Origin of the sequence: Vibrio sp. 10N.261.46.E11 (assembly GCF_041472735.1) — a bacterium.
In the GTDB taxonomy this organism is placed as follows: domain Bacteria; phylum Pseudomonadota; class Gammaproteobacteria; order Enterobacterales; family Vibrionaceae; genus Vibrio.
The window spans coordinates 37,736-59,885 of record NZ_JBFRQW010000022.1; the positions used below are offsets into that span (position 1 = coordinate 37,736).

At 44.4% G+C, this 22,150-nt stretch carries 21 protein-coding genes and 1 pseudogene; 8 read left to right on the plus strand and 14 right to left on the minus strand.

Annotated features, from left to right (window positions below; all coding sequences use genetic code 11):
- Positions 1-448: 448 nt before the first annotated feature.
- Both AB4407_RS07885 and AB4407_RS07890 read left to right on the plus strand, forming a co-directional pair.
- Complete coding sequence (locus tag AB4407_RS07885; RefSeq protein ID WP_372120099.1) at positions 449-1,018, plus strand: KilA-N domain-containing protein; 570 nt, start codon at positions 449-451, stop codon at positions 1,016-1,018.
- A gap of 466 nt (positions 1,019-1,484) precedes the next feature.
- Positions 1,485-1,733: pseudogene (locus tag AB4407_RS07890) on the plus strand (tyrosine-type recombinase/integrase); the annotation flags it as partial.
- A 39-nt stretch (positions 1,734-1,772) separates the two neighbouring features.
- On the opposite strand, the gene AB4407_RS07895 reads toward AB4407_RS07890, so the two are convergent.
- Together AB4407_RS07895 and AB4407_RS07900 are read right to left on the minus strand one after the other, a co-directional pair.
- Positions 1,773-2,036: a hypothetical protein gene (locus tag AB4407_RS07895; RefSeq protein WP_372120101.1), complete on the minus strand. Its 264-nt coding sequence runs from the start codon at positions 2,034-2,036 to the stop codon at positions 1,773-1,775.
- A gap of 315 nt (positions 2,037-2,351) precedes the next feature.
- Positions 2,352-2,660: a helix-turn-helix transcriptional regulator gene (locus AB4407_RS07900; RefSeq protein ID WP_372120103.1), complete on the minus strand. Its 309-nt coding sequence runs from the start codon at positions 2,658-2,660 to the stop codon at positions 2,352-2,354.
- A 306-nt stretch (positions 2,661-2,966) separates the two neighbouring features.
- On the opposite strand from AB4407_RS07900, the gene zur reads away from it, so the two are divergent.
- Together zur and AB4407_RS07910 are read left to right on the plus strand one after the other, a co-directional pair.
- Entirely contained in the window at positions 2,967-3,422 is a 456-nt protein-coding gene (zur, locus tag AB4407_RS07905) for a zinc uptake transcriptional repressor Zur (protein ID WP_372120105.1), read from the plus strand.
- A 17-nt stretch (positions 3,423-3,439) separates the two neighbouring features.
- Entirely contained in the window at positions 3,440-3,901 is a 462-nt protein-coding gene (locus AB4407_RS07910; protein ID WP_009847897.1) for a chemotaxis protein CheX, read from the plus strand.
- Positions 3,902-4,038: 137 nt separating this feature from the next.
- On the opposite strand, the gene pgi is transcribed toward AB4407_RS07910, so the two are convergent.
- Positions 4,039-5,691, minus strand: a complete 1,653-nt coding sequence (gene pgi / locus AB4407_RS07915; protein WP_009847896.1) for a glucose-6-phosphate isomerase — start codon at positions 5,689-5,691, stop codon at positions 4,039-4,041.
- A gap of 326 nt (positions 5,692-6,017) precedes the next feature.
- On the opposite strand from pgi, the gene AB4407_RS07920 reads away from it, so the two are divergent.
- On the plus strand, positions 6,018-6,437 hold the full coding sequence (locus tag AB4407_RS07920) for a secondary thiamine-phosphate synthase enzyme YjbQ (RefSeq protein ID WP_009847895.1): 420 nt from the start codon (positions 6,018-6,020) through the stop codon (positions 6,435-6,437).
- 119 nt (positions 6,438-6,556) lie between these two features.
- On the opposite strand, the gene AB4407_RS07925 is transcribed toward AB4407_RS07920, so the two are convergent.
- From AB4407_RS07925 to AB4407_RS07935, 3 genes are read right to left on the minus strand one after another with little or no spacing between them, the layout of a single operon-like run.
- A complete protein-coding gene (locus AB4407_RS07925) occupies positions 6,557-7,762 on the minus strand; it encodes a BamA/TamA family outer membrane protein (protein ID WP_372120127.1) in 1,206 nt (401 codons plus the stop codon).
- 50 nt (positions 7,763-7,812) lie between these two features.
- Positions 7,813-8,898: an alanine racemase gene (alr, locus tag AB4407_RS07930; protein WP_206208299.1), complete on the minus strand. Its 1,086-nt coding sequence runs from the start codon at positions 8,896-8,898 to the stop codon at positions 7,813-7,815.
- 6 nt (positions 8,899-8,904) lie between these two features.
- Positions 8,905-10,296, minus strand: coding sequence for a replicative DNA helicase (locus tag AB4407_RS07935; protein WP_016767560.1), 1,392 nt, complete (start codon positions 10,294-10,296; stop codon positions 8,905-8,907).
- Positions 10,297-10,471: 175 nt separating this feature from the next.
- On the opposite strand from AB4407_RS07935, the gene AB4407_RS07940 reads away from it, so the two are divergent.
- Complete coding sequence (locus AB4407_RS07940; protein WP_372120108.1) at positions 10,472-11,359, plus strand: DUF481 domain-containing protein; 888 nt, start codon at positions 10,472-10,474, stop codon at positions 11,357-11,359.
- A 198-nt stretch (positions 11,360-11,557) separates the two neighbouring features.
- Here AB4407_RS07940 and rplI read toward each other — a convergent pair whose 3' ends face one another.
- From rplI to rnr, 5 genes are all read right to left on the minus strand, one after another.
- Positions 11,558-12,010, minus strand: a complete 453-nt coding sequence (gene rplI, locus AB4407_RS07945; RefSeq protein ID WP_009847890.1) for a 50S ribosomal protein L9 — start codon at positions 12,008-12,010, stop codon at positions 11,558-11,560.
- A gap of 38 nt (positions 12,011-12,048) precedes the next feature.
- Positions 12,049-12,276 carry a 30S ribosomal protein S18 gene (gene rpsR / locus AB4407_RS07950; protein WP_000090472.1) on the minus strand — a complete coding sequence of 76 codons (228 nt, stop codon included), beginning with the start codon at positions 12,274-12,276 and terminating at the stop codon, positions 12,049-12,051.
- 132 nt (positions 12,277-12,408) lie between these two features.
- Positions 12,409-12,822 (minus strand): 30S ribosomal protein S6, encoded by a 414-nt coding sequence (rpsF, locus tag AB4407_RS07955; RefSeq protein ID WP_004735855.1) that lies wholly within the window; start codon positions 12,820-12,822, stop codon positions 12,409-12,411.
- A gap of 358 nt (positions 12,823-13,180) precedes the next feature.
- Positions 13,181-13,921: a 23S rRNA (guanosine(2251)-2'-O)-methyltransferase RlmB gene (gene rlmB / locus AB4407_RS07960; RefSeq protein WP_009847889.1), complete on the minus strand. Its 741-nt coding sequence runs from the start codon at positions 13,919-13,921 to the stop codon at positions 13,181-13,183.
- A 159-nt stretch (positions 13,922-14,080) separates the two neighbouring features.
- Positions 14,081-16,582, minus strand: a complete 2,502-nt coding sequence (gene rnr, locus AB4407_RS07965; RefSeq protein ID WP_372120110.1) for a ribonuclease R — start codon at positions 16,580-16,582, stop codon at positions 14,081-14,083.
- Between the two features lie 249 nt (positions 16,583-16,831).
- Between rnr and AB4407_RS07970 the strand changes: the two genes are divergently transcribed.
- Positions 16,832-18,241, plus strand: a complete 1,410-nt coding sequence (locus AB4407_RS07970; protein WP_372120112.1) for an amidohydrolase — start codon at positions 16,832-16,834, stop codon at positions 18,239-18,241.
- Between the two features lie 153 nt (positions 18,242-18,394).
- Here AB4407_RS07970 and motX read toward each other — a convergent pair whose 3' ends face one another.
- Both motX and AB4407_RS07980 read right to left on the minus strand, forming a co-directional pair.
- Positions 18,395-19,030: a flagellar protein MotX gene (gene motX / locus AB4407_RS07975; RefSeq protein WP_372120114.1), complete on the minus strand. Its 636-nt coding sequence runs from the start codon at positions 19,028-19,030 to the stop codon at positions 18,395-18,397.
- Positions 19,031-19,330: 300 nt separating this feature from the next.
- The gene (locus tag AB4407_RS07980) at positions 19,331-20,647 is read right to left on the minus strand and encodes an adenylosuccinate synthase (protein WP_010434108.1); all 1,317 of its coding nucleotides are present in this window, start codon (positions 20,645-20,647) and stop codon (positions 19,331-19,333) included.
- A 172-nt stretch (positions 20,648-20,819) separates the two neighbouring features.
- Here AB4407_RS07980 and AB4407_RS07985 point away from each other — a divergent pair, with 172 nt between their 5' ends.
- Positions 20,820-21,008: a DUF2065 domain-containing protein gene (locus AB4407_RS07985; RefSeq protein ID WP_026084436.1), complete on the plus strand. Its 189-nt coding sequence runs from the start codon at positions 20,820-20,822 to the stop codon at positions 21,006-21,008.
- Positions 21,009-21,170: 162 nt separating this feature from the next.
- On the opposite strand, the gene hflC is transcribed toward AB4407_RS07985, so the two are convergent.
- Positions 21,171-22,148 (minus strand): protease modulator HflC, encoded by a 978-nt coding sequence (gene hflC, locus AB4407_RS07990; protein ID WP_017632701.1) that lies wholly within the window; start codon positions 22,146-22,148, stop codon positions 21,171-21,173.
- Positions 22,149-22,150 lie beyond the last annotated feature (2 nt).

Below are 22,150 nucleotides of genomic sequence, written 5' to 3' on the forward strand. Positions count from 1 at the left end.
TTAATGGTAGCGACTCACCTGAGTACCAACATCACAAACAAGTTGATTAGTTGATGTAAGAATTATGCGACAGGTTGTTCTGATTTACAACTATAATCTACGTTAGATTGCGTTAAATTGCTTTTTATCGTTGACGCTCCACCCAAAACACCAGTAATCTATAACTGCACTGGCAAAATCCAGTGTCGGGATTAGAGACCCCGCTTTTAACCATCGGCACATAAGTGTCAGCATTTTGCTGGCCTTTTTTATGTGCGGCTTCGGCACACCTGCACATGGTGTATTTGCTTACTTAAAGGCAATATACCTCGCCAATGGTGGGCTGGGCGAGGCAACCTTCAGGTTGGCCGTGTCGATGGTGCGGTAGTCTCTAACCTTGTTCAGTCCATCACCCGAAGATTAGAGACCTTTGCGTGATGGTTAACAACCAAAACCATCGGAGGTCACTATGACCAATCTAACTATCCTTTCAAAAGATATTCGCACTCTAGGCAGTTTGTTTTCTCTTAACGATCTTCATAAAGCTAGCGGTGGAGAAGATAAAAATCGCCCAGTACGATTTATGCGCCTAGATAACACCAAAGAATTTATCCAAGAAATAGAGCACGATAAGCAAAGACCAGATCTGGTCTTTGCTTCAAAACAAGGTGGAACAAACAAAGGAACATGGGTATGCAAAGAACTCGTCTATGCCTACGCGATGTGGATTAGCCCAACCTTCATGCTTAAAGTGATCCGCGCCTTTGACCAACTAATCAGTACGCCCCAATTGCAAACCACATCAATCAACCAAAACACTACACTGATTCAAAATGCCAATCGAGCAGCCGAACGCGCCTACCAACTCGAACAAGAAAGACAAAGAGAACTACAAGAGCTAAACGATATGGTGGCACAACTAGAACGTAGCACCCGAATTGCAAGAAATAAGATAGAAATAGCTATGCAGTCCAACAATAAACAAAACGACAACCTAGCCCACATAGACACAATGCACAGTATGCTTAGGTTGCAATAGCTCGAGTGTAGTCGCATGTGACTATGAAGTACCAGATACGACAAAACCGCCAAACAAGGCGGTTTTTCGTGTTCTGAGTTAAGGCGTACTCAACAATAAAAAGGTGTACCGAAAGTTAGAAGATCGCCTATGGTACGCCTAAAACAACCCAATCCCTTTATTTACCTGAAAAGTAGATCCCATCCAACATGGGTGCAACGGATAAGCGGTTAGCCGCATATTTACTGGTATTGTCAGGTTTCATAAAGCGTTACTCAAAATCTATACACTGCATTTATATACAGAAACTCGCTAGTTCTGCCGCAAGCTCACCCGCTCACTACGCCTATAGTACGTATTGATGGAGTGGAACGAAGGCATCTAGCATTAAAAAAGAACACTTCAAAGCGGTGAATCACGCTTCACAGTGGACATTGTAGTCAAAAATAATTGGGCGATTATACACAGGGAATCGAAAACATTCAGGAACAAAGACGAACTTATTTTCCCGTACAACTCACGAAGTGTTAGTGCAGGTTTTCAGCGAGTGATAAACAAATTGGGTATTGAAGATTTGAGGTATCACGACCTACGAAGAGAGGGAGCAAGTCGACTGTTTGAAAAGGCTATTCGATTGAAGAGGTAGCTCAGGTCACTGGACATAGAAACTTGAACACGCTGTGGACGGTATACACAGCTATTTCCACATAAGCTACATGACAAATTTGAGCAATAAAAAACCCGCATGACGCGGGTTTCTCTAAGGTTCACAAGTTTATAGCCAGCCAAAGCCTTTAGCCATTAGTCCTGCTAACCCTATTGCGACAGTAATTAATGACCCAAACAGAATTCGAAAGTCTGTTTGCTGTTCTTTTCTGTGATCTTTAAGGTCAGTCTTGATTTCAGCAATGTCACGTTTGATGTATTCGACATCAGACTCAAGTCTTGCAACTCTTACTTCCAAATCATCACCTCCACCATCGCCGCCCTTTACAGGAATTTTTTTCTCATCTGAGGAAAACTGTATAATGTTATCCATCAATTATACACCTCTTTTTGCGTTAAGGTACTCTACAACATCCAACGCCGAAAAGTAACTAATGTAACTACAGTTACTACATACGCAAGGAATCAAAAACAACTGACCATCAAAGTGAGGTGGTACGTTGTGTGGCGGCTTGTGAAATGTAAAATCCATTTTGGAAAATGCAATAGTGCTTGAGCCATCAACGGTATTATAAACCGAAGGAAATACACTCCTTTTGCACACAGGGCAGTTGTACCCCTCTGTAACTCTATCAGTAATATACTCATAGAAATCTTCTTTGGTTAAATCTGTGGCTTTTTTCATACTTTACAATCTCTGACAACAACCAGTAACCCTACCTAGAATGACGAAGTGTCTAACTTGCATTTCGTCTCTGGTAATCTCCCACGCTTCATATTTGCCGTTATCGCTCGTCACACGCACACCGTCTTTAATCCGCTGTAAACGCTTAATAAATAACTCACCCTCCCAATTAAACACATAGATACCGTCATTAACGAAATTATCTATCGATTCAATTGCAATAAGAGAGCCGCCTTGCAAGGTCGGAGCCATACTATCGCCCTGCATATATAACATTCTTGCTTTGGTTGGGCTAGTTATCCCTAAAACCATGCGTAGCGAGTCACTTAGCTCAACGTAACGCTAAACCCTTTTTAGTCGATGACAGACCAATGTCGATTGACAACTCTTGATCATTAAGCGCACTATTGCATACTGTATTTTCAAACTCATTCACCAGATCTCTAATTCAGCTTGATTAATCAGTTATGCCTTGAGTCACACTGTCGTTTTGAGTTACCTTGTCTTATTCAAAGTCGTAGGTCACAATACGCTCTGTACCTGACTTTAATAAAATCAATGTCTCCTCAAACAAGGTTACCTAGCAATAGGGGCTGAATGGGGATGTTTGATTGAACGGTGAAAAATTTGGACCACACATTAATAGAGCAAGTTGAAGGGATATGCGTATCGCGAGGTGTTAGGCTAACACCCCAAAGAAAGCGAGTGTTTGAGCTTATCCTATCTAATAAAAAAGCCTCCAGTGCTTATGAATTATTAGAGCAATTGAAAGTCAGTGAACCGCAAGCCAAGCCTCCTACAGTTTATCGCGCTTTGGATTTTTTGTTGGAGCAAGGGTTCATTCACCGAGTTGAATCAACGAATAGCTTTATATGTTGCTGCTCTTGCAATGCCAACACGCATTTTTCCCAATTACTGATCTGCGATAAATGTGGCACTGTGGTAGAATTACAAGACGATGCGCTTGTCGCCCTACTCGCGAGTAACGCCGAGCAGCATGGATTCAAGTTGACCAACCATGTCATTGAATCACATGGCATTTGCCAAACTTGCTCCTCCGAAATGAAAGAATAAGATTATAGAAGAACATTATGCGCGCTGAATTTGTAAACCCGTTTTTAGCTTCTTTGATGAACGTACTAAAAACGATGGCATCTCTAGAATTAAAGCCTCAGAAACCAAGAGTGAAGAAAGATGAAATCGCTCGTGGTGATGTATCCGGCCTAATTGGTATGGTTGGTACACAGTCTCGTGGCTCAATGTCGATCACCTTTGATGAAGGGCTTGCTCTAGAAATCATGGAAAACATGCTAGGTGAACGACCAAACGGTTTGAACGAAGAAGTGACCGACATGGTGGGTGAAATCACTAACATGGTAACCGGTGGCGCAAAGCGTATTCTTGCAGAAAGCGGCTTTGACTTCGATATGGCAACGCCAATCGTGGTTTCAGGTAAAGGCCATACTATTCGTCACAAGTGTGAAGGCGCAATCATCATCATGCCTTTCTCATCTCAGTGGGGTAATGCTTTCATCGAGATCTGTTTCGAATAGAGACAATCGAGTAAATAAAAAGCGAAAGGCTGACGTACATACGTCAGCCTTTTTATTGCCGTAAAATCAACGGACATAAAAAACGCCAACCGAAAGGTTAGCGTTTACAGTTATGACTTGGTGTTACTTAAACAGTCTTAAGCTTTCAGCGCTTTAAATGCGTTGATTAGACCGTTAGTAGAGCTGTCGTGAGACGTTACTTGTGCATCGTCTGCAAGCTCTGGAAGAATTTGGTTTGCTAGTTGCTTACCAAGTTCTACACCCCATTGGTCGAAGCTGAAGATGTTCCAGATAACGCCTTGAACGAAGATCTTGTGCTCGTACATCGCGATTAGGTTACCTAAAGAGCGAGGGTTGATTTGCTTAACAAGAATAGAGTTCGTTGGGCGGTTACCTTCAAATACTTTGAAAGGTACTAGCTCAGCAACTTCTTCAGCTGTTTTGCCAGCCGCTAGGAATTCAGCTTCTACTGTCTCTTTTGTCTTACCGAAAGCTAGCGCTTCAGTTTGAGCAAAGAAGTTAGACATTAGCTTCTGGTGGTGATCAGATGCTGGGTTGTGGCTGATAGCCGGAGCAATGAAGTCTGATGGGATCAGCTTAGTGCCTTGGTGAATCAGTTGGTAGAACGCGTGCTGACCGTTTGTACCAGGTTCACCCCAGATGATAGGGCCTGTTTGGTATTCTACTGGGTTACCTTCACGGTCAACGAATTTACCGTTAGATTCCATGTTACCTTGCTGGAAGTAAGCAGCAAAACGGTGCATGTATTGATCGTAAGGTAGGATTGCTTCTGACTCAGCGCCGTGGAAGTTGTTGTACCAAACACCAATTAACGCAAGGATCACTGGAATGTTGCTTTCAAATTCCGTTGAAGCAAAGTGGTTATCCATCTCGTGTGCACCATCGAGTAGCTCGGCGAAGTTATCGAAGCCGATAGATAGTGAGATAGAAAGACCGATCGCTGACCATAGTGAGTAACGACCGCCTACCCAATCCCAGAATTCGAACATGTTGTCAGTATCAATACCAAACTCAGCAACTGAAGCCGCGTTTGTTGATAGTGCTGCGAAGTGCTTAGCAACGTGTGCTGAGTCGCCCGCTTCAGCCAAGAACCAATCACGCGCAGAGTGTGCGTTCGTCATTGTTTCTTGAGTGGTAAATGTCTTAGATGCCACTAGGAACAGTGTTGTTTCTGGGTTAAGAGGCTTAAGTGTCTCAACGATGTGAGTACCGTCTACGTTAGAAACAAAGTGCATGTTTAGGCGAGTTTTGTATGGCGTAAGAGCTTCAGTTACCATGTATGGACCAAGGTCTGAACCGCCGATACCGATGTTAACTACATCAGTGATCTCTTTACCTGTGTAACCTTTCCACTCACCAGAAACGATACGGTGTGTGAACAGTTCCATTTTTGCTAGTACTGCGTTCACTGCTGGCATTACGTCTTTGCCATCAACCATTACTGGCTTGTCGCTACGGTTACGTAACGCAGTGTGAAGAACTGAACGACCTTCAGTCTTGTTGATTGCATCACCGCCGAACATTGCTTCGATTGCAGACTTAACTTCAGTCTCGTTCGCAAGAGCGAATAGGTGCTGCATAGTTTCAGCGTCGATAAGGTTCTTAGAGTAATCCACTAAGATGTCTGAACCGAAACGAGTAGAAAAGCTCTCGAAACGCTTTGCATCTTGAGCAAACAGCTCTTTCATATCCATATCTTGAGCAGACTCAAAATGTGCAGTTAGAGCTTTCCACGCTTGTGTTTGCGTTGGGTTGATATTTTTCAACATGGTATCTATCCCGATGTTACTGTAGGTTTTATTCTAGACGTCACCAAAGTGATGAATAGAACCCCCGATTAGGCGAAAGTTTATATTTTTCTATGATGACTAAACCGCATCACCACTGAAAGATTCTTTGTAATTTTTTTTCACGACGTATTATGCCGCATATGAAGAGCGGTACCTTGAGATAAATCAGAATTAGATTTCCTGATAGCAGAATCGGTACTGACTCTAGCGCTCACATCATTAAATGTGAGCGAAAGCTGATAAATTCAAGTTCAAAAGATAGCGTTAAACCACTTTTTTTCCAAATACATTATAGAGGATGGCGTATGTGGATTCAGAAGACGATACACCTACACGCACAAAAACGTGGATTTCATCTCATCACTGATGAAATTGAACAACAGATATCCGATATCCATTCACTGTCTGTTGGTTTATTACATCTATTCATTCAGCATACTTCTGCTAGCCTTACGCTAAATGAGAACGCAGACCCTACTGTTCGCACCGATATGGAATCACACTTTAATAAGTTTGTGCCCGAACGAGCCCCCTACTACAAGCACACCTACGAAGGTGATGATGATATGCCCGCTCACATTAAAGCATCGACACTTGGCACCAGTGTGACAATTCCGATTACCAATGGTCGTCTAGCATTAGGGACATGGCAGGGCATTTACTTAGGTGAACACCGAGATTGTGGTGGAAGCCGTACCGTTATTGCGACCATTCAAGGTGAGTAACGTTACGTCATCAACAGTGAAATACCGCTTAACAAACATAATGGTAGAAAACAAAAAAGGGTGACACCGTTATGTGTCACCCTTTAAAAATATAAGAGAGTCGAGTTGGTAAAGCCAGATTAGAAAGGCTGGTTTATCATAACCCTAAAGGTCCCTTCATCACCGCCTCGCGCTAATTCAGCACGTACAACAATACCTTCCACCTGGAAACGAACTGCGCCGCCTAGGCTCCATTTCATGTCTGTGTGCAGTGTTTTGATATCGTACTCATCAGCAACACGCCCGACTTCAGCAAACGCCACCCACTGCCACCAAGGCAAATCGTAGTAGTTAATCAGTGGGATATCGCCCAGTGGTTGCCAATCAGGAAGCACTCGATATTCTGCAGAGTAGTGAATAGCAGAACGACCGTGGTAACGACCTCCGGTATAACCTCTTAAGCGATATAAGCCACCGAGTCGAGCTTGCTCTGTTTCCGGTGGATGAGCACAATCTTGCCCTGAACATTTGCCCCACGTAGGTGTGTCAGCGGTATAGACATCAAATGCCACGACTTGTTGGTCGAACAAGTTCCCCAAAGGACCCAATGCAAAATACTGACTGTTTTGGAATGTCCACTTCAGCCATAAGTCATCGTTAGACCAACTTTCAGCGCCGGTAGTAAATTCAAGATTGGTATGAGATCCCTTGGTTGGGTTGCGTGTGCTATCACGGTTATCCCAATCAAACGCCAAACTAAAACCTGTCGCCTGTTCGCTATTGTTTAAGCCTTCTAGCTCACGAGCCGTATAGAAAGGCGTAAAGACAATCGAACTGACACCCGACTCTAATGGGGAAGCAAAGCTCACATCTTTGATGGGTTGGAAAGCCCCTAACAAGCCATGCTCTGCAACATTGCCCCAAGGCAGCAGATACTTAAACTCAACCTGATAGTTTTCTTCTAAGCCGTCGGCAATGGTTTTATCATCAATGGATGAATCATTATCGCCTTGAGAGCCAATGTAATACGGGTTTTCGTTAAAGCGAGCTTGGTACATCTGAGTACTAAACAATACGTTCTCAGACAGTGCGAAGTTAAAGGCTGATAAGAAACCGACGTAGCTGTCTTTATCTGAATAAAGCGCCATGCCAAACAGAGCAGCTTGAGGTTGCCAAATACCCTTTGCGACACCAGCAACCCCGAAGGTATTACCCATGGTTTCAGTACTAAAATAGAAAGGAACAAAGGCTGAATCTTTTTCTTCACTCGCAGCGGGAGAAGACAAGCTGACACCGAGTAATGCCATTGCAGACATTAACCAGTGTCGAGTCGTTCGTATGAACATCATTTACTTATAGGATCCATAGTTACTTCGCATTAGTTACTTCACATTAGCTACTTCACGTACTCCATCGCAACACGCGAAGTCAGCTTAGTGACCAGCTCGTAAGCGATAGTGCCAATATGTTCTGCGACTTCTTCTGAAGGTAAATCTTTACCCCATAATGTTGCTTCATCACCGACTTTATCTGACGCATCAGGGCCAAGATCAACCGTTAACATGTCCATTGATACACGTCCTGCGATCGGTACTTTTCGGCCGTTAACGAACACTGGAGTGCCGTTAGGAGCAGTGCGAGGATAACCATCACCATAACCTATCGCGATCACACCAACCTTGGTATCTCGCTCACTGGTCCAGTTACCGCCATAGCCAACACTTTCACCCGCTTTAACATCACGAACGGCTATCAAGTGCGAGGTCAAAGTCATTACAGGATAAAAGCCAAGATCTTGCGCTGATTTATCCGCAAAAGGAGAAACACCGTAAGAGATAATTCCCGGTCGAACCCAATCAAGATGGCTGTCTGGCCAAGCCAATAGACCCGCTGAAGCAGCAAGTGAACGCTCACCTTCACAACCGTCGGTGAGCGATAAGAAAAGCTCGGTCTGTTCAACGGTGGTTGCTCTATCAAGTTCATCAGCACAACCGAAGTGGCTCATGTAGCGCAGAGGTTTAGCAACATTCGCACATTGATGTAAGCGCTCAACAAAATTTTGGTATTGCTCAGGACGAGCACCTAGGCGATGCATACCACTGTCGACTTTTAGCCAAACCACAACAGGTGTTTCCAACTCTGCATTCTCTAGCGCACTTAATTGCTCTTCACAGTGCACCACTGTTTGGATGTTATTGGTCACCAAGATTGGCAAATCGCCCGAAGAATAAAACCCTTCTAGCAACAAAATAGGTTTAACTATGCCACCAGCACGAAGCTGTAATGCTTCTTCAATACGCGCCACACCAAAAGCATCAGAGCTTTTTGAATGCTTAGCAATATGCAGTAAGCCATGTCCGTAGCCATTGGCTTTCACAACAGACATTACCTTGCAATGAGGAGCCTTCGATTTTATCTGGTTCAGGTTATGTTCAAGCGCGTTTAAGTCAATGCTCGCCGTCGCTGCTTTCATGTAAGTCATTAGCGATTACTCATCATCAAATGCAGGACCTGCATAGTTATCAAATCGGGAGTGTTGACCTTGGAACGTAAGACGAACCGAACCGATCGGACCGTTACGCTGCTTACCCAGGATGATCTCAGCGATGCCTTTCAGTGAACTATCTGGGTTATAAACCTCATCACGATAGATAAACATGATTAAGTCGGCATCTTGCTCGATCGAACCTGATTCACGCAAATCCGAGTTTACTGGGCGCTTATCAGCACGTTGCTCTAGGGAACGGTTAAGCTGAGAAAGTGCCACAACCGGAACATTGAGCTCTTTTGCTAGCGCTTTCAATGAGCGAGAAATCTCGGCGATCTCTAGAGTACGGTTATCAGATAACGAAGGTACACGCATTAATTGAAGGTAATCTATCATGATCATAGAGATACCATCATGCTCACGAGCAATTCGTCGAGCTCGAGAACGTACTTCTGTTGGCGTTAGACCCGAGCTGTCATCGATATACATATTCTTCTTATCCATCAGAATACCCATACTCGACGAGATACGAGCCCAATCTTCATCGTCTAACTGACCGGTACGAATCTTGGTTTGGTCTACGCGAGAAAGTGACGCAAGCATACGCATCATCAGCTGTTCAGCTGGCATCTCTAGCGAGAAGATTAACACTGGCTTGTCTTGCTTCATCGCTGCGTTTTCACATAGGTTCATCGCAAACGTGGTTTTACCCATTGATGGACGTGCAGCGACAATGATTAAGTCAGAACCTTGTAGGCCTGCCGTTTTCTTATTGAGGTCGTTGAACCCCGTATCGACACCTGTCACACCATCTTGTGGCGTTTTGTATAGGATTTCGATACGTTCTAACGTCTTCTCTAGAATACTATCAACGTTTTGTGGACCTTCATTTTCACTTGCTCGGCCTTCGGCAATCGCGAAAACTTTACTCTCAGCAAGATCAACAAGTTCTTCCGATGTACGACCTTGAGGGTCATAACCAGAATCCGCAATTTCATTTGCCACACCAATCAGGCTACGCACCAATGCACGTTGTGCCACGATATCTGCATAGGCATTGATGTTTGCTGCACTTGGCGTATTTTTCGCTAGGTCAGCTAGGTAAGCAAAGCCACCCACTTCTTCAAGTTGCTCACGCAGCTCTAAATGTTCAGAGAGTGTAATAAGATCCAGAGGAGAGCTTTCTTCAAGGATATCCTTTACCGCTTCAAAGATCAGACGGTGAGGACGGCTATAAAAGTCTTTGGCCACAACCTTTTCGGCCACCGTATCCCAGCGTTCGTTATCCAATAACAAACCGCCAATAACAGATTGCTCAGCTTCTAATGAATGTGGCGGGACCTTGATGGCGTCCACCTGATCGTTGGCTGATTTCTGACTTTTGGTATCCACTATGACTACACTCAATAACTAATAATGATCGTTCATTATACCCAAGAACATCCGTTTGTAATCCGATCCTATGAGTTTGTTTTATTCTTCAGCAAGAATTTACCTATTGCTGACGGAATTAACCAAAGGTAGCATTACGATCCTTCCATTCATTCACTGTATAACTGAGGTATGCGTGTCCAAATTATTGGCTCTGAGCTCTGGTCTTCTAAGCTCTAGTCTTCTAAGCATCGGCCTCCTGAGCACTCCGCCGGCCTTAGCGGATGATGCTAAAGCCTCTGTTGATGCAATCCTCGACTCGATAGTGGTAGCAGAACCTGCTGCTGAGCCGATCGTCGTTGCACCGACACCTGAAAAAGATATGGATATCGCACCGAGTGATTCAGAACTGCCGAACCCACTGAATACTGAAGTCGAATTTGGATATCAGTCGCATACTGGTAATTCTGATTCTCGATCGCTTAATGTACGCCTGAACGGTGAGTACACGGCTGGCCGTCATAGAACCAGTGGCGAATGGAAATACTACAATCTCTACAAAGATGGCGAAGAAGATAAAAGGCAATCGACATATTCTGCTCAGAGTGACTACAAGTTAAGTCCGAAAACCTACCTCTATGGCAGCTTTAAAGGGGTCGATTCACGATACAGTGCTTATTTTAAGGACTACACCGTTTCTAGCGGTCTAGGTTATCAGCTTTCGAATACAGAAGAGTTTGTGTTGGAGGTCGAAGTGGGCCCGGGTTTTCGTTACCAAGAACCGAACCTTGATGAAATAGACGATGATGACATCATCTTCCCAGAGATCGTTGAAGAAGCGATTTTCCGTGGCAATGTAAATACATCATGGCAGGTATTGAAAAATTTGAAGCTCAAAGCCGATGTGACGTTGGTGTCTGGCCACAGCAACCTAAAATTTGATACTGAATTAGAAGCCATCAACGATATTACCGACAATATAGCACTAAAAATTGCTCACTCTCGACAGTACCACGACAAGGTACCGGAAGGGTTGAACAAAGAAGATTCCGTACTGTCTGTAAATCTACTTTTTCAATTCTAAATTTGAGAGCGGGTATAACGTGTATCGATAAAGAATACCCTCGTTTTTACTATGTAAGCCCCCTCCTCTCAGTGCTTTCTATTCCTGCAATAGTCGCTGTTCCAAAAAGCTTCAAACTCATATTGCAGACATAAAAAAACACCAGCCGAAGCTGGTGTTTAAAACTTTCAAAAGAAAGAATTCGTCTTGGTACTGAAATTACTCAGCTGCAACGATAGCGATTTTCGCAGTAGCAAAAACTTCAGAGTGAAGTTGGATGCTTACTTCGAATTCGCCGATGTTACGTAGAGCGCCTTCAGGTAGGCGTACTTCGCTCTTAGCTACTGCAACACCTGCCGCTGTAATAGCGTCAGCGATGTCACGAGTACCGATAGAACCGAATAGTTTACCTTCGTCACCAGCTTTAGAAGCGATTGTAACGCCTTCTAGAGTGTTAACGCTCTCAGCGCGAGCTTCTGAAGCAGCTAGTTGCTCAGCAACTTTAGCTTCTAGTTCTGCACGACGAGTTTCGAACATAGCAACGTTGTCTTTAGTTGCCATAACTGCTTTACCCTGTGGGATAAGGAAGTTACGAGCGTAACCAGATTTAACGTTTACTTGGTCGCCAAGGCCACCTAGGTTACCGATCTTATCAAGTAGAATAACTTGCATTATCTTAGTCCTCTTAAACTATTATTAACTATTACCGATTACTGATGCTTGTCAGTGTACGGTAGTAGAGCTAGGTAACGAGAACGCTTGATAGCGCGAGCTAGCTGACGTTGGTATTTAGCACTTGTACCAGTGATACGGCTAGGTACAATTTTACCAGCTTCAGTGATGTAGTTTTTTAGAGTTGCTACGTCTTTGTAGTCAATCTCTTGTACGCCTTCTGCAGTAAAACGGCAGAATTTACGACGACGGAAGAAACGAGCCATGGGCTATCTCCTGATCTAAATTTAATAATGCGGTACTCACACGAACTTATAAATAAGTCTAAGCAAATGCTTGTAGTGAGAATACCTAAACGAGTTGAATAAAATTTAATGACCTAAAAGGCCAAAAAAGAATTACTCAGCAGCAGCTTCTGGCTTAGCTTCTTCTTCACGACGTGGTGCACGTTCTTCACGGTCATCACGACGAGGAGCACGCTCTGCACGCTCTTCTTTTTGCTTAAGCATGATAGATTGCTCAGTCACAGCGCCTTTAGTGCGCATGATCATGTTACGTAGAACTGCATCGTTAAAACGGAAAGCAGTTTCTAGCTCGTCCATCACTTCTTGGCCAGCTTCAACGTTCATAAGAACGTAGTGAGCTTTGTGAAGTTTGTTGATTGGGTAAGCCATTTGACGGCGGCCCCAGTCTTCTAGACGGTGGATAGTACCACCAGCTTCAGTGATTGAACCAGTGTAACGCTCGATCATGCCAGCAACTTGCTCGCTTTGATCAGGGTGAACCATGAATACGATTTCATAATGACGCATTTGGTTGCTCCTTACGGATTATTAGCTTCCACGAAAGGCTCGGTCGTCCAAGGGAAGCAAGGAACTAAAGAAAAATGACCGAGTTTTAAGGACGGCAAATATTATAGAAAGAACCCGGTATTGGCAAGCGGTATTTGGCTAATAATGAAACAGTTTTTCTGTCGCCATCTAGCCATCCGACAAACCGATGGCTTTTGCTATAACAGCCTAAAAAGAAACGCCCACCAGCAAGTGGTGAGCGTTAATAAATTCATAGACTTAAAGTCGTTTAACTCTTTATATAGCAAGTACCTCTAAACAACATAGAGACACACAACTAAACCAAGCGTGACTGAGTCAAATGTTGCTGAACCTAGCTTTACTGAGCTAAACGCTGGCGTACCGCTTCGAACAGACAGATGCCCGATGCTACTGAAACGTTCAGGCTCGACACGCTACCTGCCATTGGGATCTTAATCAGATCATCACAGGTTTCACGCGTTAGGCGACGCATACCGTCACCTTCAGCACCCATCACAACCGCAAGAGGGCCTGTTAACTTCGCTTGGTAGATATCATGCGTTGCTTCACCTGCGGTACCCACAAACCATACACCCTGTTCTTGCAGTGCACGCATTGTTCGAGCGAGGTTGGTTACACGTACTAGAGGAACGGTTTCAGCCGCACCACACGCTACCTTGCTTACCGTTGCTGTTAGCGGCGAAGAGCGGTCTTTCGGTACGATAACAGCAGCAACACCCGCGGCATCCGCATTACGCAGACAAGCACCTAGGTTGTGAGGGTCTGTTACGCCGTCTAGAACCAACAGCAGAGGCTGTTCGTGCTGCGCAAGGATATCGTCTAGGTGAGTTTCATTAAGCTGCTTAGCAGGCTTCACCTTAGCAATAAGACCTTGGTGATTCGCACCTTGTGCTTTTTCATCAAGCGGCTTACGACCCATTTGTTGAATCGAAACACCAAATTGCTGCAATTGATTCAGTAATGGAAGCAGGCGATCGTCTTGACGCCCTTTCAGTACATACGCTTCGATAAAACGTGCTGGATCTTTTTCTAGTACGGCTTTCACCGCGTGAATACCGTAAATAAATTCGTTACTCATTGTCTCTGGTTACTCTAATTGCTCAGAGGTGAATGTCATCAAACCCGATGCACCCATCTCTGTATTGTTTATTTCGAGAGCATGCATCTTCCGCCTGATACTCTCGCATTTAAATTCGTTAGACGTTTAAGCGCTACTCGTCACTGTAATGACGATAGCTTAAGACTTATCAGCCTTTGGCTTACGGCTTGCTGCGCGCTTTTTCTTCGCTCGAGCTTTAGCAGCACCAGTTTTATTCGCTGGCTTTTTCTTCTTAGCAGAACTTTCACTGCTTCCATCAGGTCGCTTAGTCGGTTCAACCAAAGGCTTCGCTGCTACACCTGGCTTATTACTCTTCACCGCTGAACGCTTCTTGCTTTTCGCCTTTTTCATCGCTTCAGCTGCACGCTTCTTGGCTGTTTTACCTTTACCACGCGGCTGACGATCGGTGTCTTCTAAATCAAAGTCGATTTGACGAGTTTCTAAGTTAACCGCAGAAACCTTCACTTTAACCGAATCACCCAAGCGGTAGATATTACCTGAGCTTTCACCCACTAGACGCTGACCAACAGCATCAAATTGGTAGTAGTCATTCGCTAGCGCAGAAATATGCACCAGACCATCGATGTGCAGTTCAGTTAGACGCACAAAGAAACCGAAGCCAGTCACGTTGGCAATCACGCCATCCATCACTTCGCCAACATGGTCTTGCATGTATTCACATTTCAGCCAGTCGTTCACTTCACGTGTAGCGTCATCAGCACGACGCTCAGTCATTGAACACTGTTCGCCGTAGAAGTCCATATCATCGAAAGTGTAGTGGTAACCACCGGTTGGCGTCCAACGCTCGCTGTTACGACCTTCTTCTTTCGCAATAAGGTACTTAATCGCACGGTGCAATAGCAAATCTGGGTAACGACGAATTGGCGAGGTAAAGTGAGCATAGCGCTTAAGAGCTAGACCAAAGTGACCCGCGTTATCCGCGTTGTATACCGCTTGCTTCATTGAGCGAAGTAGCATGGTTTGGATTAATTCACGATCTTCACGTTCGTTAATCTGTTGCATCAGTTGTGCATAATCTACCGGAGATGGCGACAGGCCACCTTCCAGCGTTAAACCTAATTCACTTAAGAAGCTCTTGAAGCCCATTAAGCGCTCTTCACCCGGAGTATCGTGAACACGGTACAGCGCAGGCTCTTTTGCTTTTTCTACGTAAGATGCCGATGCGATATTCGCAAGGATCATACATTCTTCGATGATCTTGTGTGCATCGTTACGAATTACAGGCTCAATACGGTCAATCTTACGATCCGCATTGAAGATAAACTTAGTTTCTACCGTTTCAAATTCAATCGCACCACGTTCGTCACGCGTTTTCTTAAGCACCTTGTACATCTTATGAAGCTCTTCAAGATGTGGTACTTCTGGTTCGTAACGTTCACGTAATTCTTCATTGCCATCTAAGATCGCGCCTACTTTGTTATAAGTAAGACGAGCATGAGAGTTCATTACCGCTTCGTAGTGCTTGTAGCCCGACAGCTTACCTTTGTCTGAGATAGTCATCTCACACACCATACATAAACGGTCTACTTGAGGGTTCAATGAACACAAACCATTTGAAAGCACTTCAGGCAGCATTGGTACAACTTGTGACGGGAAGTATACCGAGTTACCACGGTTAATCGCTTCTTTGTCTAGCGCTGTATCTGGGCGAACGTAGTAACTTACGTCAGCAATCGCTACCCATAGACGCCAGCCGCCGCCTTTCTTCGCTTCACAGTAAACCGCATCATCGAAGTCACGCGCATCTTCACCATCAATGGTAACCAATGGCAGTTTACGTAGATCAACACGTCCTTCTTTTGCTTCTTCAGGAACATGCTCACCGAGGTTTTCGATTTGCTTATCTACCGCTTCAGGCCACTCTTGTGGGATCTGGTGAGTACGGATCGCGATCTGCGTTTCCATACCCGGAGCCATATTCTCACCAAGAACTTCGGTCACTTTACCCATCATGTTACGAGAGCGACCACCACGGTCCGTAATTTCAATCACAACCACATTACCCATTCGAGCACCGCCTTTATGCTCAGTTGGGATCTGGATGTCGTGACTAATACGCGAATCATCAGCAACCACATAAGAATGGCCGTACTCTAGGAAGAAGCGACCAACAAGTGGCGTTTTACGCTCTTCAAGCACACGAACCAAACGGCCTTCACGACGACCACGCTTACTGTTGTCAGTAGGCTGAACCAATACGTAATCACCGTGCATGATGGTTTTCATCTGATGATGCGGCAGCACGATATCATTGTCTTTCCCCACACTGCCGTCTGGGCGAACCCAACCATGACCGTCTTTATGACCAATCACAAAGCCTTTAATCAATTCCATCTTCTCAGGCAATGCGTAACACTGACGACGGGTAAAGATAAGCTGTCCATCACGTTCCATTGCACGTAAACGACGGCGCAGCCCTTCATATTGTTCCTCTCCAGCCAAACCCAAAGCTTCGAATAGATCGTTGCGGTTCATAGGAATATTCGCATCTGTTAGAAACGAAATAATGAACTCTCGGCTTGGTACTGGGTTTTCGTAATTTTTCGACTCTCGGTCGGCAAAAGGATCAACAGTGGTTGTCGCTGTCGTATTTTCTGACATTGGTGTGTTTTTTGACATAGGCGGGCCTGCTTAAGCAAGGAAGGTATATTACCCCTAGTATATCTGATGCTAGAGGTAAGCTACAGATATGCTTTGGAAAAGCCTAAAATAACCTAAGATTGATACATATCTTCACTTTGTGAAACATCACTTCATAGACGCGGACTATCATCAAAATTTCAAGCAAACGATAAAACAAACGTTTGCGCCATGAATGAAATACTCTATTATCCACACAATTTACCAACACCTGTTCTGAGTATTGATATGAAACTAAAACGTACCCTATTGGCTTCAGCGATGGCAAGCCTAGCTCTATTTCCATTTGCGAGCTCAGCAATGGAAAAAGCTGACCTGATGATAACCGATGCCATGGTTCTAACCATGAACCAAGAAAAAACGGTTTACGAGAGCGGCACTGTTGTCGTCAAAGACAACAAAATCATTGCGGTTGGCGATGCTTCACTAGAGAAGCAGTACCAAGCTAAACAAGTGCTAGACGTTGATGGCGATATCGTAATGCCAGGTCTCATCAATACTCATACTCACGTATCCATGACGGTTTTTCGTTCGTTGGCCGATGATGTGCCTGATCGCTTGCACCGCTACATCTTCCCACTTGAAGCTAAGTTAGTATCTCGCGATATGGTTCGTATAGGCGCTAACCTTGGTAACGTTGAAATGGTAAAAGGTGGCGTAACTACTTACGCTGATATGTACTACTTTGAAGACGAAGTCGCTAAAACTGTTGATAAAATTGGTATGCGTGCAGTATTAGGCGAAACAGTAATCAAATTCCCAGTAGCTGATGCAGCAAACGCGGAAGAAGGTATTAAATACGCTTTAAACTTCATTGAAGAATATAAAGATCACCCGCGTATTACGCCTGCATTTGCTCCTCACGCCCCTTACACCAACACAACCGAAGTCCTTCAAAAAGTAGCAAAGCTTTCTCTAGAACTTGATGTTCCAGTAATGATTCACTTAGCTGAATCTCATCGTGAAGAAGAAAAAATTGCAAAACGAGCTGAAGGTTTATCTCCGGTTCAATACATGGACAGCATTGGTGCACTAAACAAAAATTTAGTTGGCGCACACATGATCCTAGTAGACGATCATGATATCGAGCTAGTGAAAAAATCAGATATGGGCGTGGCTCATAACATGAGTGCCAACATCAAGTCGGCAAAAGGCGTATCACCTGCGCTTAAGATGTATGACGAAAATGTACGTATCGGTTTAGGTACTGATGGCCCAATGTCTGGTAACACATTGAGCACCATTGATGAGTTCAACCAAGTCGCTAAGGTTCACAAGCTAGTTAATAAAGATCGTGCTGCAATGCCGCCGATCAAAGTGATCGACATGGCGACAATGGGCGCGGCAAAAGCGCTACACATGGAAGATAAGATCGGCTCTCTTGAATCAGGCAAGCTAGCCGACATCATAGTGATCGACACCAAAGCGCCAAACATGGTTCCGGTATACAACCCATACTCAGCATTAGTTTACTCAGCTAACTCGGGTCATGTTCGTCACACCATCGTTGATGGCAAGATCATCATGCAAGATCGCGACATGCTAACGGTCGATGAAGATCAAATTCGCCAAGAAGCACTCGATTTCACCAAAGTCGTTCGTAAGACGGTAATTGAATCTGGTGAAGTTGTTCAGTAACGTCATCGAATGAAATAAACGGCTTTCCGTTCAGATCAAAAAAGGCCTCATGGGTATTTACCTATGAGGCCTTTTTATATCGATCTTTCAATATCAAGACAGATGATTAACGAGTGCAGTTGTTAATCATTAACTCTAATCTACTATTGGATCTTACCAGAAGACATCTCGACGTTTTGCTCGAGCGATAATGTTGTCTGGCATTCTCCGCTCTAAACCGCTTCGAAGCACAGTAATACGCTTATGTTGCCTTTGATCCGCTGTCACCGAGTTATATAACCAACGGTAAGCATCTTCATAATCCAACGGGCTGCCATAGTCACGTAACAAGAGTTCTGCTAAGTGGATGCTTGCACTTAAGTTACCCATCGAGGCAGCTTCACGTAAATACGGGATCGCACGCTCTTTGTCTTGTTGCACCAAAGTGCCAAGAGAATAATAACGTCCTAGCTGCTCGAGTGCCGTCGGTAAGCCTTGATGTGCCGCGTTTTCCATATAGTAAAGACCAAGCTCTACATCTTGCGGAACACACACACCCCAAGCCAACATATCACCGTATAAAAACTCATAAGAAGGCAAGCTAATACGCGTTGCACGAGCAACGATATCTTCAACTAACTGGCACTTATCAGCTTTCACTCGCTCTAGGTGTTGATTATTCTCGATTAAATTAATCAGTTCAGCTTCAGTATATATTGGAACGGGCTCTCCCACATCAGCCAAATCTGCATGACTCAAGGGTGAGCTCAGCGCCACTATCAATGAAGCTGCTACAATTCGTAGCTTCATACCTGCACTCTATTATCTGTCGTTAAAGTTATCTATTGAGGGCAGCAGACGATTTCTGCACGCACCAAAATAGGGTGAACTTCACTTTCCATGATATCTGTATCGGCAATAACCTTGACGGCTTTAGACAAAACTTGCCGCTAATGGGCAATATTTTGCCATATGGCGTTCAAAAGATCACCATTCAAAGCTTAGCCCCTAAATTACAGGTATTAAAAAGCCGACTTAATAAAGTCGGCTTTTAGAAAACTATTTCATTATCACAGTACGTTTTGTGCTGTGGTAATCACTCAACAGGCATTATGCGCCGTATGGGTGAACCTTGATGATAGTTTCGTTACGATCTGGGCCAGTTGATACGATATCAATTGGAACGCCAGTTAGGTCTTCGATACGCTTGATGTAATCTAGAGCAGCTTGTGGAAGCGCGTCGATAGATTTAGCACCAAATGTGTTTTCAGACCAACCAGGCATTGTTTCGTAGATTGGCGTCGCTTCTTCGAATGACTCAGCAGCCATTGGAGAAACTTCTAGAATAGAACCATCTTTCATCTTGTAACCAGTACAGATTTTCAGTTCTTCTAGGCCATCTAGAACGTCTAGTTTAGTTAGACACATACCAGATAGAGAGTTGATTTGGATTGCACGACGCATAGCAACAGCATCGAACCAACCAGTACGACGTAGACGACCAGTTGTTGCGCCAAACTCGTGACCAACATCGCCTAGGTGCTTACCAACTGGGTCTTGCTTCTCAAGGCCATCGTATAACTCAGTTGGGAATGGACCTGAACCAACACGAGTACAGTAAGCCTTAGTAATACCAAGGATGTAACCGATGTGACGAGGACCGAAACCAGAACCTGCAGCAACACCACCAGCAGTCGTGTTAGAAGACGTTACGTATGGGTAAGTACCGTGGTCGATATCTAGTAGCGTACCTTGAGCACCTTCGAACATGATCTTGTCGCCGCGCTTACGTGCTGCGTCTAGTTCGTCAGTTACGTCGATAACCATCGCAGTTAACATGTCTGCGTAGCTCATCGCTTGCTCAAGAACTTCTTCGTAGCTTACTGTTTCAGCTTTGTAGAAGTGCTCTAGTTGGAAGTTGTGGAATTCCATAACTTCTTTTAGCTTCTCAGCAAATGCTTCTTTATCGAAAAGGTCGCCAACGCGTAGACCGCGACGAGCAACTTTATCTTCGTAAGCAGGACCGATACCACGACCTGTTGTACCGATAGCTTTAGCGCCACGAGCGATTTCACGCGCGTTGTCGATAGCAATGTGGTACGGAAGAATTAGAGGACAAGCTTCAGAGATGAAAAGACGTTCACGTACTGGAATACCGCGATCTTCAAGAGGCTTCATTTCTTTAAGAAGTGCGTCAGGCGATAATACTACACCGTTACCAATAACACATTTAACGTTATTACGTAGGATGCCTGATGGAATTAAGTGAAGAACGGTTTTTTCACCGTCAATTACAAGTGTGTGACCTGCATTGTGACCGCCTTGGTAGCGAACCACGTATTTTGCATCTTCAGTTAAAAGGTCAACGATTTTACCTTTACCTTCATCACCCCATTGGGTGCCTAGAACGACTACGTTATTTCCCATCTTTCCAATTTCTGTTGCTAATTAAAAATGGATTCTAGCACTGAATCACACTTCTTGCAGTCACTTTTTGTTCATAAACGTTAATGCTGTACAAAAATAAACCAGCGATATTCGAACGAAGATGTGTAAAGATACTGATATCATTGTGTTTTTATAGACAAAAGGCAGAACCATGTCTCAATCAATTTGGCTCGCTATTGGGCTTGTTCTTATCGTCGAAGGGCTTGGTCCCTTAATTGCGCCCAATGGTTGGAGAAACATGGTCGCTCAACTCAGTGAGCAGCCAGACACTCAGCTGCGCCGTATCGGAGGCTGCCTTGTTGTTGCGGGAGTGGTTATCGCGTTCATGACTTACCGTTAGGCTTTCTCAAAGCACAACGCTACTGAGCGGCTCCCTTTAGATTCCAAAACAGTGAATGATCAGCTGCCAAAAAACAAAAAGGCTCCCATGATGGGAGCCTTTTTAATTTTAGTATATTTCGTTACTTGAACTGAGCATTCGCTTTTCAACTAACGAATCAGCTTATTTTGCTTGAACACCGCTTGCTTGATTCATGTATTGGAAGAAGTCTGTCTTCGGATCCAGTACTAGAATGTCGCTCTTATCGCTAAATGATGTCTCATAAGCTTGCAGTGAACGCATGAAGCCAAAGAACTCAGGGTCTTTGTTGTACGCGTCAGAGTAGATCTTCGCAGCTTCTGCGTCAGCATCACCACGAGTCACTCGAGCAGTACGGTCCGCTTCAGCAAGAACAGTCGCGACTTCTAGCTCAGCTTGAGCGCGGATAACTTCTGCTTTCTCACGACCTTGAGAACGGTGTCTACGAGCAACCGATTCACGTTCTGCACGCATACGGCGGTAGATAGATTCACTGATTTCGTCAGGAAGGTTAATCTTCTTCATTCGGAAATCAACAACTTCAACACCTAAATCAGCCATCGCACTTTCTGACGTTCCAGACAAAACGTTTTCCATGATCTTATCGCGTTCGCCATCAACTTCTAGAGCTTCTGCAGCCGCTACCGTTGTGACGACTTCGCTATCAGCAGAGTCTGGCAGGATGTCCTTATTACGAGGACCTGACACAATCTGCTTAATTTCACGAGAACCAATCTCAGAACGAAGAACATCTGTCACTTTACGCTCAAGAAGTGCTTCTGCCGTCATGATATTGCCGCCGCCAGTACTCAGATAAAAACGTCCAAAATCAGCAATACGCCATTTTGCGTAGGTATCAATTAGAACGTCTTTTTTCTCTGATGTTACGAAACGGTCAGAACGACCATCCATAGTTTGAATACGAGCATCAAGTACTTTTACGCGATCAAACATAGGCAGTTTAAAGTGCAGGCCTGGTTCATAGATTCGTGATACGCCGTTGTCATCGAGAACTCGACCAAAACGAATTACCATGCCACGTTCGCCTTCTTGAATCACAAATAGTGACATCAATAGAAGGGCAATCGTCACAACTAATACAGGGATCATTAATTTACGCATTA